Origin of the sequence: Streptomyces chryseus, assembly GCF_014650755.1 — a bacterium.
Lineage (GTDB): Bacteria > Actinomycetota > Actinomycetes > Streptomycetales > Streptomycetaceae > Streptomyces > Streptomyces chryseus.
Window position 1 is genome coordinate 105,972 of sequence record NZ_BMVO01000011.1, and the last position, 11,777, is coordinate 117,748.

13 protein-coding genes are annotated in these 11,777 nt (G+C 73.4%); 2 read left to right on the forward strand and 11 right to left on the reverse strand.

The annotated features are described in order from the left end of the window. Positions 1–45 precede the first annotated feature (45 nt). From IE185_RS18400 to IE185_RS18435, 8 genes are all read right to left on the reverse strand, one after another. Entirely contained in the window at positions 46–1,077 is a 1,032-nt protein-coding gene (locus IE185_RS18400) for a beta-sandwich domain-containing protein (RefSeq protein ID WP_138897361.1), read from the reverse strand. Positions 1,078–1,108: 31 nt separating this feature from the next. Continuing rightward, the gene (locus IE185_RS18405; RefSeq protein ID WP_138897362.1) at positions 1,109–2,566 is read right to left on the reverse strand and encodes a Gfo/Idh/MocA family protein; all 1,458 of its coding nucleotides are present in this window, start codon (positions 2,564–2,566) and stop codon (positions 1,109–1,111) included. A 641-nt stretch (positions 2,567–3,207) separates the two neighbouring features. Further along, complete coding sequence (locus tag IE185_RS18410) at positions 3,208–4,023, reverse strand: VOC family protein (protein ID WP_138897363.1); 816 nt, start codon at positions 4,021–4,023, stop codon at positions 3,208–3,210. Positions 4,024–4,117: 94 nt separating this feature from the next. After that, positions 4,118–5,536: a cytochrome P450 gene (locus IE185_RS18415; protein WP_189715544.1), complete on the reverse strand. Its 1,419-nt coding sequence runs from the start codon at positions 5,534–5,536 to the stop codon at positions 4,118–4,120. 46 nt (positions 5,537–5,582) lie between these two features. After that, on the reverse strand, positions 5,583–5,984 hold the full coding sequence (locus IE185_RS18420) for a Dps family protein (protein WP_373303739.1): 402 nt from the start codon (positions 5,982–5,984) through the stop codon (positions 5,583–5,585). Between the two features lie 188 nt (positions 5,985–6,172). Then, complete coding sequence (locus IE185_RS18425) at positions 6,173–6,583, reverse strand: DUF6479 family protein (protein WP_138899113.1); 411 nt, start codon at positions 6,581–6,583, stop codon at positions 6,173–6,175. Between the two features lie 145 nt (positions 6,584–6,728). After that, entirely contained in the window at positions 6,729–8,426 is a 1,698-nt protein-coding gene (locus IE185_RS18430; RefSeq protein WP_189715546.1) for a bifunctional 3'-5' exonuclease/DNA polymerase, read from the reverse strand. 186 nt (positions 8,427–8,612) lie between these two features. Next, complete coding sequence (locus IE185_RS18435) at positions 8,613–8,765, reverse strand: hypothetical protein (RefSeq protein WP_170198454.1); 153 nt, start codon at positions 8,763–8,765, stop codon at positions 8,613–8,615. Positions 8,766–8,869: 104 nt separating this feature from the next. Between IE185_RS18435 and IE185_RS18440 the strand changes: the two genes are divergently transcribed. Next, positions 8,870–10,051 (forward strand): DUF2786 domain-containing protein, encoded by a 1,182-nt coding sequence (locus IE185_RS18440; protein ID WP_138909946.1) that lies wholly within the window; start codon positions 8,870–8,872, stop codon positions 10,049–10,051. 385 nt (positions 10,052–10,436) lie between these two features. Here IE185_RS18440 and IE185_RS18445 read toward each other — a convergent pair whose 3' ends face one another. From IE185_RS18445 to rpmB, 3 genes are read right to left on the reverse strand one after another with little or no spacing between them, the layout of a single operon-like run. Then, on the reverse strand, positions 10,437–10,943 hold the full coding sequence (locus IE185_RS18445; protein ID WP_167518870.1) for a hypothetical protein: 507 nt from the start codon (positions 10,941–10,943) through the stop codon (positions 10,437–10,439). 39 nt (positions 10,944–10,982) lie between these two features. Next, positions 10,983–11,288: a 30S ribosomal protein S14 gene (gene rpsN / locus IE185_RS18450; protein ID WP_138898863.1), complete on the reverse strand. Its 306-nt coding sequence runs from the start codon at positions 11,286–11,288 to the stop codon at positions 10,983–10,985. Beyond that, a complete protein-coding gene (rpmB, locus tag IE185_RS18455) occupies positions 11,288–11,524 on the reverse strand; it encodes a 50S ribosomal protein L28 (protein ID WP_069927670.1) in 237 nt (78 codons plus the stop codon). Before rpmB ends, rpsN begins: the two co-directional genes overlap by 1 nt. Positions 11,525–11,575: 51 nt before the next feature. Between rpmB and rpmG the strand changes: the two genes are divergently transcribed. Then, entirely contained in the window at positions 11,576–11,740 is a 165-nt protein-coding gene (rpmG, locus tag IE185_RS18460) for a 50S ribosomal protein L33 (protein WP_138898864.1), read from the forward strand. Positions 11,741–11,777: the final 37 nt, after the last annotated feature.

Below are 11,777 nucleotides of genomic sequence, written 5' to 3' on the forward strand. Positions count from 1 at the left end.
CGGGTCGGCTCGGGGCCGGTCCGGAGGGGCGGTCCGGGCACGGGGTTACGGCCCGGCTATCGCCATGGCGAAGAGGTGGATGTTGGCGTTCGCCGGCAGGACCACGAACTCCACCGTCTTCTCCTGGTCCAGCGGCACCGCGTGCGCGAAGACGCTGTACTTCACCGTGGCGTTGCCGTACCCGTCCTGGCGGTTGCGGCCGTCGGTCGACTTGACCAGCGTCGCGCCGTGCGCCGTCACGGGGTCGAAGGACCAGTTGGGGAAGCCGAAGGCGCCCGTACTGGAGGTCCCGTCGGTGTAGTGGACGGTCGCGCTGCCCGTCGCCGCGCTGGTGACGCCCGAGCCGAGGAACACCAGCCTGGCGCCCTTGCCGCCCAGGGCGATCGCCTGCCCGCCGCTCGCCACGTTGTCCTTCGTCCCGGCCGGCACGTCCGGCCAGGTCAGCCTGGCCCCGAGGGCCTCGACGGAGGCTCCCGGCGTCAGGCCCACCGCCGCGAGCCTCTGCGCGGAGAAGCTGTTGCCCTCGCCGTCGTAGTCGCCCGCCCTCGTCGCGGACTCGTCGGTGATCGCGACGTTGTTGTACGCCGCCGCCAGGTTCGGCTGCGGCGTCCCGGACCGCTCCGTCCGGGTGCCGGTGGCCGTGCCCTCGCCGTCGCCGCCCGTGTACGTCGCCGTCGCCCGGAACGTACGGATCACGAAACCGGGCCGCTTCTCCGGCACCTGGATCCGGAAGGTCGCAGCGGCCGTGGCGCCGGCCGCGAGCGAGCCGTCGACGGCCCGTACGGACGGCTGGACCGCCCATCCGACCGGTCCGGCGAACGCCACCCGCAACGCGCGCATGCGCTGCGGACCGGCGTTCTTGACGGTCACCTTCACCGTCGAGACGGCCGGACCGTCCAGGTCCACGGGCGAGACGGTCACCTCCGTCCCGGCCGCCGCCGTCGTGGCCCGCGGCCCGGCCGCGGTCGCCGTCTGGGCCGGGACGAGCAGCACCGCGCCCGCCACCGCGGCGGCCAGTGCGCGCAGAGGGGTGATCAGTCGTGCGGGGGCTGAGGCTGGGACAGAGGCTGATCTCATGGCCTGCTCCTTCGACGGTGCGTCCGGCAGCTCAGGAAACGGGGGGCATCTCGGTCATGCGCGAGTCCAGGCCGGAGCGCAGGTTGACCCAGCCGCCGCGCGTGAAGTCGGGTATCGCGACCGGCCGTCCCTTGGCGGCCAGCGACATGACGCTCAGCGGTACCGGCGAGCACCAGGCCGCCGAGTCGTACACGTCGATGTCCGGCACCAGCCCCGCTCGCATCGTCTGCACCGTGCGCCACTGGAGTACGTAGTCCATGCCGCCGTGGCCGCCGTTGTTCGCGGCGTCGTCGCCGATCTTCTTCCACAGCCAGTGGTCGAACTCCTTGCGGTACGTGTCGAAGTCCCGCCAGGAGTGGCCGCCGTGGTCCGGCTCGACGTAGATGCGGCCGCCGGTCGTCGACGTACCCGCGTAGTCCTCGAAGATCCCGCGCGTCCCGGCGATGGAGTTGATGCGGCTGTACGGGCGGGGCGAACTCACGTCGTGCTCCGCCCTGATGGTCCGGCCCTTCGCCGTCTCGATCGAGCAGGTCACCAGGTCGCCGTTGACGTACGTCTCGTTCCACGACGGGTGCGACCGGGGGACGAAACGCTCCCGGTAGTCGGCGAGGCCCTTCGGCGCGGTCGCGGTCGCCTTCAGCGTCGTCATGCGGTCGCCGCGGTTGATGTCCATGGCCGCCGCGATCGGGGCCAGGCCGTGCATGGCGTAGAAGGACGCGGTGCTGCGGGTGTGCCAGAGGCGGCGCCAGGAGTCGGTGTAGTACGTGGGGGAGAAGAGCAGGGCGCGCAGATCGTGCAGGTAGCCGCCGTGGCCGTTGGTGATGTCGCCGAACAGGCCCTCGTGCGCGGCCTTGAGCATGGCCAGTTCGTTGCGGCCGTAGTTGCAGTTCTCGGACAGCATCAGGTTCTTGCGGGTGCGCTCCGAGGTGTCCACGAGGTCCCACAGCTCGCGCAGTTCCGTAGCGATGGGCAGCTCGACGACGACGTGCTTGTCCGCCAGCAGCGCGGCCTTGCCCTGCTCGTAGTGGAACTCCCACGGCGTCGCGATGTACACGAGGTCGATGTCGTCGCGCTTGAGCATCTCCTCGTACGCGTCCGCCGAGCCGCCGAACTCCGCCGGGCGCGGCTTGCCCTTCGCGACCAGCTGGTCGGCGGTGCGCTTGGCCCGGTCGGCGCGGATGTCGCAGACGGCGGTCACGACGCAGCCGGGGACGACGGACCAGCCGGTGGTCATGCCGGAGCCGCGGTTGCCGAGTCCGATCACGCCGACGCGGACCGTCTTGTAGGGCGTGAAGGGCACGTTGATCATCGACTTCTGGCCCGGCCTGCGGCGCGGCGTCTCGGCGGAGCCGACGGCAGCGGCGCTCTCGGCGGCCGTGGGCGCCGCCGCCGCGCTCGGGGCCGATCCGATCCCGGCGGCGAGCGACGCTCCGGTGGCCAGCGTCCCTCCCAGGAGCAAGCGACGTGAGACTGCGGGGATTTCGGGCATACGAGACGCTCCTCGATACGTGACCGGCATCACTTCACTGGCGGGGTCGACTCTCGCGGGATTGCCAGTTGCATGTCAATAGGTGCTCGCAGGATGCGTCTTACGAACAGAATCAAGCATTCAGGGGTGCGGGGGCGCCCGGCCGACGGTGTACCCAGGTGCAAGGATGTTCCGCCGCACGGAGCGCAGCCGACGGACGGCCACCGCCCTGCGGCTCGTATCGGTCGGCAAGGTCTACGGAACGGCGGAGAGCGCCGTGACCGCGCTCGACGGGGTGACGCTCAGCCTGGGGACCGGCACCTTCACCGCCGTCATGGGCCCCTCGGGGTCCGGGAAGTCGACCCTGCGGCACGATCGCGGGGCTCGCCCTTCACCTACGCCCGAACTGACGGGACCCGCCCGGCCAGGGGCTCGGCATCTGGCTCGGCATCGTGGCAGTCGCCGCGGCCTGAGCACGGAGGGAGCGCGGAGGGAGCGCGGAGGGAGCGCAGGTGGCGACGCGCGGCAGCGCACGCGGGGGTCCGGGCCGGCGCCGCGCCGGTCGGGCTCCCGCGCGCAGGAGCGCGGCTCCTGCCGGAGTACCGGAGTACCGGAGTACCGGAGTACCGGTGGCCGCGATGCCGGTGGGGCCGGCGGCCGCCTCAGGCCGGGGCCGGTGTGGCAGGGGTGAGCACCACGAAGTCCGCGCCGTGCGGGTCGACGCACAGGGCCATCCGGCCGACGTCCTCGGCGTCGTCCGGGCCCATCAGCAAGCTGCCGCCGTTCGCGGTGACCTTGGCGACCGTGGCGTCGCAGTCCTCGACGGCGAACACCGGGTGCCAGTACGGCCGGCCGCTGTTCAGCGCCAGTGCCTCCGACGGGACCTCCAGGAGGCCGCCGTGCATCCGTTCCGCGGGCTGGCCGGCCGGGGTGATCATCGAATACGTCCCGCCGCCCCCCGGCATCTCCATGTCGTCGGTGGTCCAGCCGAACAGCCCGCCGTAGAACTGCTTCGCGGCCGCCGAGTCGGTGGTGTAGAGCTCGGTCCAGCACAGGGTGCCCGGCTGGTCCGCGGCCTCCATCCCCTTGGTGGAGCCCGGCTCCCAGACGGCGAACTGGCCGCCCTGCGGGTCGGTGAACTGAGCCATCCGCCCCTCGCCGTCGGCGTCCATCGGGGTGACCCTGACCGTGCCGCCCGACCGCTCCACGGCCTCGGTGGTCGCGTCGGCGTCCGGCGTACAGAAGTAGATCATCCAGGCCGAGCGGGCCCCTTCCTCGGTGAGCTTCCCGATTCCGGCGACCGTCTTCCCGTCCCGCTGGAACATGCCGTAGTCGCCCGCGTCCGGTGCGTCCTGCGGGCCCATGCCCTGGAACTGCCAGCCGAGCACGGCGCTGTAGAACCCGGCCGCGGCGGGGACGTCGGGAGCGCCGAGGTCGATCCAGCAAGGAGAGCCGGGCACGAAGTCGGTGGTGATCATGACCTTGCCTTTCGTCGCGCAGATCCTCGTAGATCCAGCCTGGCACCCACCACTGACAAGCGCCGCTCGGCGCCCCGGCACGCGGGAGTGCCCCTCAGGGCCGCGCGGCGACGGAGAAGCGCAGGGCGAAGTGGTCGAGGGTGTACGGCAGCGACCGGCCGGAGCGCGGCCCGCCGGGCCCGCGCAGCCGGATGTCGTGCCGCTCCAGCAGCGCGGCCACGAGGGTCGAGGTGACCAGCAGGACGACGTCCTCGCCCGGGCACACGCCGGGCCCCGCGCTGAAGGGCACGAGCTCGGGGCCGGTGTACGCCGTGCCGTCCAGCCAGATCTCCGGCACGAAGCGGTCGGCGTACGGCGCGGAGCCGTCCCGGTGGAAGTACGGGGTGTACAGGAGGACCGCCGTGCCCTCGGGCAGGGTTCCCTCGCCCCACCGGGTTTCCCGGGTGCTCTCCCGCAGCAGGAACGGCGTGGTCGGCCACAGCCGTACGGACTCCATGACGCTCGCCCGGGTGTACGGCAGCACCTGCGGCCGGGCCAGGTCCGGTATGACCAGCTCGTTGCGCACCTGCTGCTCCTGCGCCGGATGGGTGGCCAGCAGCGCGAGCGTGCGCGCGGCCGCGATGCCCGCCGCGTCGAACGCGAACAGCCAGTGCGGCACCTGGCCCGCGGGGTCGACGCCCGGCTTGGCGGGCGTGCGGCCGAGCGCCTCGGCGAGGCTGCCCGGCTCCGCCCGGTCCAGGCACGCGCGCAGGTCGCGCAGGAAGCGCTCGCGGGAGGCGGCGGTGACGCGCTGCGGCACCACGGGCGCCCAGTTGCCGAAGGCGCGCAGCCGTTGGAGACGGTCGGTGAGCGTGGTGTCGTCGCGCGCCGCGTCACCGAGCACCACCCGCCGTACGATCCGCCACCAAGCCGTGTTGAAGGCGTCCCAGTCCAGCGGGCCGGTGCTCCCGAGCAGCTCGGCGGCCTCCTCGCGGACCGTGTGCACGAACCGCGGGGCGAGGTGGTGCAGATGGCGGCCGGTTTCCAGGACGTCCTCGTTGAAGGCCCGTCGTTCCTCGCGGTCCTGGCCGGTGGAGATCAGCACGCCGTTCGGCTGGAAGTGGCCGAGCGCGGCACGTTTCTCGCGCGCCGCCGGGGTGAAGGGCTCCGGCGTCTCGTCCAGTACCCGCCGGGCGTCCTCCGCCGAGAGCGGCAGGGCGACGTCCCGGCCCGCCAGGCGCAGGTGGAGCGGGCCGGGACCGTACCGCCGGCGCAGCTCGTTCAGGAGCTCCACCGCGTGGCGGTCCGCGTCGAGGCGGGCGGCGAGCGCCATGCCCCGCCTGCGGCGGACGACGACACCCCCGGCGAGCGTCGGAAGCGCCACCCGTACGGCGACACGGGCGGTGTCCCGTGCGGACGCGCGGGCGGGGGTGGAGGGGCGGCGCGCGGCGCGCTCGTCCTGTTCGCCGCCGGCGCCCGGCTCACCCGGGTGCGCGCCGCCGGTCCTTCCGGTGACTCGGTGTGTCCCGGCCATCGTGGGGCTCCCTCGGTGCTGGCGGGCCGGCGGCGCCGGGCGGGCCTCAGTGCTGGTTCTCGGCCTGGAACATCCAGCGCTGCTTCTCCAGCTCCGCGGTGAGCCCGATGAAGATGTCCTGCGTCACCGGGTCCGGCTTCTCGGTCGCCCCGATCCGCTCCCGCATCCTGGTGGCGATCACGCCGAGCGCCTCGACGACCAGGGCCACGACCTCGCTGTCCTGCGTCCAGCCGTCGACGGGCGTGGGCAGTTCGGCGGTCTTGGCGACCGTCTCGACCCGCCCGTCCGGCGCGACGCCGATGGCCGACGAGCGCTCCGCGACCACATCGGCGTACGAACGGGCGAAGGTCACCACCTCGTCGAGCTGGAGGTGGATGGAGCGGAAGCGCGGTCCCACGATCGTCCAGTGGACCTGCTTCGCCAGCAGTGACAGGCCGAGCAGGTCCACCAGCGTGCCCTGGAGGGCCGGGCCTGTGCGGTGGTCTTGCGCGCGGCTTCGGGCAGGGTGCTCGTGAGGGCGGTCATGCAGGTGCTCCTTGTCGACACTCCCGTCACGTCTGTGGTCGGTCTCCGTCCGGTTCTGGTGCGGTCCGGGTTCGTTCCAGGTCCGCAGGGCGTCGCCGCGCCTGCCGGGGGTCAGGCGCCTGGGCCTCCGCTGCCGAACGAACCTCCGGACTTCTCGTCCCACCGGGGCGTGTCCTGGGGATCGCCGGTGCTGGGCCGGCCGGAAGCGTTGCCGGTGTTCCGCAGCTCGTGCGGAAGGAGCCGTCCGCGTCCGCCTTCGGGGGGAACCACCTCGTCGGGCTCCCGGCGTTCCGTGACCTCGGGCGGGCCGGAGCCGTCCGGGCGGTGCGGTTGCTCCTGGGGCGTGGGCGGCGACGGTTCGCGGTTCCTGATGCGGATGCCCCACCACACGGCGGCGATCAGAGCAGCCGCGATCGCGAGCCCGGCGACGAACGGCGCGATGCCGACGAGATGGTCGTTCGCGGCCAGGGGGTACACGAGGCCGGCGAATTCGCTCGGGCTTGTGCTCTGGATTGCGCTCATGCGCGGCGGGTACCCACCGGTGCCCGAGTCATGAGCGGCCGTCCAGGTGAAACATTTCCGCACGTTCACCGCACCCCCGCCGACCTGCGACGACACCCTGTCCTGCCGAGTACGCCGGACCACGCGCGCAGAGCCCCCCGCGCCGTCATTTCGCGTCGGCGTAGCACTCCACGACGGCCGTCGTGAAGGGGAAGCGCACCGGCGTCTCGCCGAAGGCGATCCGCCCGGCCAGTTCACCGGCGGCGCGGATCGCCTCCGCCACGGCCGGCGCCTCCTCGGCGGGGCAGTGCACGATGACCTCGTCGTGCTGGAAGAACACCAGCTCCGCCCGCAGCCCCGCCGCCCGCAGGCTCTGCCGCAGCGCCGCCATCATCAGCAGCGCCCAGTCGGCGGCGCTGCCCTGCACCACGAAATTGCGGGTGAAACGGCCCCGGGCGCGGGCGTTCGTCGACGCGTACCCGGGGGTGAACTCCCCGTCGACCTCCTGCTGCCGGGACGGACCGTCTTCCTGGGGGATGCCGGCCTCCCCGTCCTCGCCGGCCCCGGCGGCCGGCGGGCAGGTCCGCCCCAGCCATGTCCGTACGAGCCGCATCTCCTCGCCCGCGCGCGCCGCGTCGTCCACGTACGCGACGGCGCGCGGGAAACGTCTTCGCAGCGCCGCGAGGTTCTTCAGGCCGTCCCCGGAGGTCTGCCCGTACACCGCGCCGAGCACGGCGAGCTTCGCCTTCTCACGGTCACCGGAGAACGCTCGGTCCGACACCGCCTTGTAGAGGTCGCCGGGCTGCCCCGCCACCTCCATCAGCCCCGGGTCGCGCGAGATCGCGGCCAGGACGCGCGGCTCCATCTGGTCCGCGTCGGCGACCACGAGCCGCCAGCCCTCGTCCGCGATCACCGCGCGCCGGATCACCTTCGGGATCTGGAGGGCGCCGCCGCCGTTGGTGACCCACCGGCCGGTGATGGTCCCACCGGGCAGGTACTGGGGTCTGAACCGGCCCGCGCGCACCCAGTCCTGGAGCCAGCCCCAGCCGTGCGCGGTGTGGATGCGGTACAGCTTCTTGTACGCGATGAGCGGCTCCACCGCCGGATGGTCGACCTCCGCCAGCTCCCACCGCCGGGTGGACCGGACCTTGATCCCGGCCTGGGCGAAGGCCCTGATCACGTCGGCGGGCAGTTCCGGCCGCACCCGCCGCCCGAACGCCGCCGAGATCTCGTCCGTCAGCTCGGCCATGCGGCGCGGGTCGCCGCCGCCCGCGTACCGCTCGCCGAGCAGCTCCTCCAGCACCGCCCGGTGCACGTCCGCCCGCCACGGGAGCCCCGCCCCGTTCATCTCGGCGGCCACGAGCATCCCCGCCGACTCGGCGGCCGTCAGCAGCCGCATCCGGTCGGGGTGCTCCGCCGCACCGTGCCTGCGCTGCTGGTCGGCGTACACCTCCAGCAGGTCCTCGAACGGCACCGGTACGGGCTGCGGTTCGAACAGCGACGACTGCGATCCGGGCTCGGCGGCGCGCTGCGGGGGGTCGGGCGGCACGGGGCGGTCGTGCAGCCGCGCCCAGGCCGCCGCCGCGGAGCGCGGTTCGCCGTGGCGCCCCTCGTGGCCCAGTAGCAGCGACTCCGCGTCCTCCACGTCGTAGCACCGCTCCACGCGCACGCCCGCGTCGAGCAGCCGGGGGTAGATCTCGGCGGTGGACCGCCACACCCACCGCCCGACCCCGGGCCTGGAGCCGACCGCCGTCACGAGGTCGGGCTCCTTGAGCACGTCGCCGGCCGGCCGCCCGTCCCGCCCCAGCGGCACGAGCAGCGCCCCACCCCCGTCCGTCGCGGCGACGGCCCAGCGCTCGCTCATGGGTGCGAGTCTGGCACCCGGCACTGACAACGGGCTTCTCGGCGGCGCAGGTGGGTGCGGGTGGTGCGGCTGCGCGGGTGGGCGGCGGGTGGTGTGGTGCGGGTGCGCGGGTGGTGCTGGTGCGGCGGCTTCGGGGTCGGTGCCGCGCCGGGGCGTCTCCTCGGGCGCCGAACGTCCGGGTACTGCTCACGGCCCTTCGGCGTAGTCGCGTTCGACGCCCTGCGGGGAGCGCCCCGGCACGTCCCCTCCTGGCAGGTCGGAGCGCGGAGCCGGGGCGGGAGTGGACTCGGCCCCCGCTTCGAGCGGGAGGCCCGCGCTGCGGCCGGCCGGTGCGATCATGCGGCCGGCCTTCCGGGCGGACGCCCGCCGGACACGACCGCTGAGCCGACTCCCGGGGTATGCCTGGCCCTACCCCCACGTCCCCGCGTGGCACCATCGGGGGCATGGAGCAGGTGGAGAAGGCGATATCCGCGGCGGTGTACGCCGAAGGCGACGCGGGCCTCGACCTCGGCGCCTCGCTGATCGCCGCCGCGCCCTGGTCCGCGGCGGGGCGTGAGATCCTCCGGCGCGGTGAGGAGCTGGTACGCCGCGCCTGGGAGCGGGGCTGGCAGCCCGCCGACGTCGTACGCCTCGTCCGCCGCGACCTCGACGACCGCCACGTGCGCCTGACCACCGACCTGATCGCCGCCGAGAACCGCAGGTACGCGCGGACGGCCCCCCGCTGGGAGGCACAGCTCCGCGAACTCGAAGCGGCGCGGCCCTGGTGGCACGACGACGAGCGGTACGCCGACGCACTGGCCGCGCGCGAGCGGACGGACCGCTTCTCGCTCGCCACGGCGCACCTCGAACTGTTCCGCCTCCTCGTCCGCCTCCCCGCGATCGAGCCGGTGGGGCCGCCGCCGGGCGAGTCCCCGCACGTACGCCCGCACGCGGCCACCCCCGACGAGCCGCGCATGCTCAGCCGTATCCGCGCGCTGCTGGCCAAGGCGGAGGCGACCGACTTCCCGGACGAGGCGGAGGCCCTCACCGCGAAGGCACAGGAGCTGATGGCGCGCCACAGCATCGACGCCGCGCTGCTGGCCGCGCAGGGGCACACCGGCGACGTGCCGACGGCCTGCCGGATCGGCGTGGACGCCCCGTACGAGACGGCCAAGGCGATCCTGCTCGACGCGGTCGCCGGCGCGAACCGCTGCCGCGCGGTGTGGAACAGCGGCTTCAACTTCTCCACGGTCGTCGGCTTCGAACCCGACCTGGAGTCCGTCGAGTTGCTCTACACCTCCCTCCTCGTGCAGGGCACGGCGGCGATGACGCGGGCGGAGGCGGCGCAACGGGCGGGCGGCCGCAAGCGCACGAAGGCGTTCCGCCAGGCGTTCCTGACGGCGTACGCGAGCCGGCTCGGCCAGCGCCTGTCGGACGCGACGGGCCACGTGACGCAGGAGACGGACGGCTCGCTGCTGCCGGTGCTCGCGGCGCGGGACCTGGCGGTGGAGGACCGGACGGAGCGGATGTTCCCGGCGACGACGTCCACGCGGGTGCGCGGCGTCAGCGACCACGCGGGCTGGGAACACGGCACCGCGGCGGCCGACCGCGCCAGCATGGGCCCCCGCCCGGGCGTAACCCGCTGACCCTCCCGCAGCCACCCCGGCGTGGCTCGCTGACCGTTGCGGTCCCCGTCCGCTGAGCCTCCCGCCCCGCACGGCGCGCCCCCGTCGTACCCCGCGCCGCACCCGCCCCAGCCGTAAGCTCGCCCCATGAGCTGGCTCCGGGCGCTGCAGGAGACCGCTCGCTCCGGCCTCAAGAGCTGGGCCGGGTGGCGATGCTGATGGAGGCCCATCTGCCGGGGCGCACGACGACGCCCGTACCGGCTGGCGAGGGCGTTCCCGGCCGGGTCGTGCGCAAGGGCGCGGGCATGCTCCTGGACGCCCTGGAAGACCTGTCCCGGGCCCTGGACGACGAAGGGCCGCGGCCCCCGGAGGGGACCGCGGCCCGTACGTGGTCACCGACCCGTCGTCAGGAACCCGGCAGCTTCGGCAGGTCCGAGGGGATCCCCTCCGGCAGCTTGTCGCCGGCGGCGGACTTCCTGAAGGTGTCCTTGATCCCGCTGCCCCACTTCACGGTGATCGAGTCGCCGCCGGCGCCCGGGGTGACCACCCCGGTCGTACGGTCGGCGTCGCCGTCGGCGCACTTCAGCCTCAGCGTCACCTTGTCGCCCTCGGCGACCGTGCCGGAGCAGACGTGCTCACCGGCGACCGCCGCGTCGGAACCCTGGATGATCAGCGCGATGATCTTCCCGTCGGTCGTGGCGAGCCAGGATCCGGCGACGTCCGCCGACGTCCCCTGATCCGCGCCGGGCGGGGTGCTGCTCTGCCCGGCGCTGCCGCCGCTCGTGCCGTTCGCGCCCGTGTCCTTGCCCTTGTCGCCGCCGGCGTCCGCGCCGTTGTCGCCGCTGCAGCCGGTCAGGACGAGGGCAGCGGCTACGGCCGCCGCCGCGACGGTGGTACGTACGTACTCACGCACTCCGGACTCCCCATGTTCGGTAGGTCGGGACGCGCCAAGCTACCAGGAGGACTTGCGTACGCCGGGGAGGAAACCGGCATGCGCCTGCTCCCGCATCCGGACCCGGGAGAGTCCGAACCTCCGGAGGTGGCCCCGCGGCCGGCCGTCCACGCTGTCCCGGTTGCGCACGCGTGTGGCGCTCGCGTCGCGCGGCTGGCGGCGCAACTCCTCCAGGGCGGCGGCGCGGTCGGTCTCCGGCGTTCCGGGCCTGCGGAGGATCTCCTTCAGCTCCGCCCGCCGCTCGGCGTACCGCTCGACGACGGCCTTGCGCCGTTCGTTGCGCGCGATCTTGCTCTTCTTCGCCATCAGACCTTCACCCCTCGGGCGCGGATGCGGGCCACGGCCGCCTCGACGCCGATCACGTCGACGGTCTTGATCGCCCGGGCGCTGAGCACGAGCCGCACATGGCGGCCCTCGCTCGCCAGCCAGTAGCGCTTGCGCTGGATGTTCGGGTCGAAGCGACGGGATGTGCGCCGGTGCGAGTGGGAGATGTTGTTGCCGAATCCCGGCTGGGCGCCGGTCAGCTGGCAGTGGGCGGACAAGGTGCGATCACTCCTCTTTGAAAATGGGAACCATTTCCATATACTAACCACATGGCACGCAACGAAGTCCGCCCGATCATCAAGCTCAGGTCCACGGCGGGGACCGGCTACACGTACGTGACCCGTAAGAACCGCCGCAACGACCCCGACCGCATGACGCTGCGCAAGTTCGACCCGGTCGTCCGCCGGCACGTCGACTTCCGCGAAGAGCGCTGACCGGACCAGAAGCCAGACCAGAAGGGGGCATCAGCAC

Coding starts and splice junctions, on each gene's coding strand:
- IE185_RS18400 (WP_138897361.1), bottom strand. CDS start 1,077: ATGAGATCAGCCTCTGTCCCAGCCTCAGCCCCCGCACGACTGATCACC.
- IE185_RS18405 (WP_138897362.1), bottom strand. CDS start 2,566: ATGCCCGAAATCCCCGCAGTCTCACGTCGCTTGCTCCTGGGAGGGACG.
- IE185_RS18410 (WP_138897363.1), bottom strand. CDS start 4,023: ATGATCACCACCGACTTCGTGCCCGGCTCTCCTTGCTGGATCGACCTC.
- IE185_RS18415 (WP_189715544.1), bottom strand. CDS start 5,536: ATGGCCGGGACACACCGAGTCACCGGAAGGACCGGCGGCGCGCACCCG.
- IE185_RS18425 (WP_138899113.1), bottom strand. CDS start 6,583: ATGAGCGCAATCCAGAGCACAAGCCCGAGCGAATTCGCCGGCCTCGTG.
- IE185_RS18430 (WP_189715546.1), bottom strand. CDS start 8,426: ATGAGCGAGCGCTGGGCCGTCGCCGCGACGGACGGGGGTGGGGCGCTG.
- IE185_RS18435 (WP_170198454.1), bottom strand. CDS start 8,765: ATGATCGCACCGGCCGGCCGCAGCGCGGGCCTCCCGCTCGAAGCGGGG.
- IE185_RS18440 (WP_138909946.1), top strand. CDS start 8,870: ATGGAGCAGGTGGAGAAGGCGATATCCGCGGCGGTGTACGCCGAAGGC.
- rpsN (WP_138898863.1), bottom strand. CDS start 11,288: ATGGCGAAGAAGAGCAAGATCGCGCGCAACGAACGGCGCAAGGCCGTC.
- rpmG (WP_138898864.1), top strand. CDS start 11,576: ATGGCACGCAACGAAGTCCGCCCGATCATCAAGCTCAGGTCCACGGCG.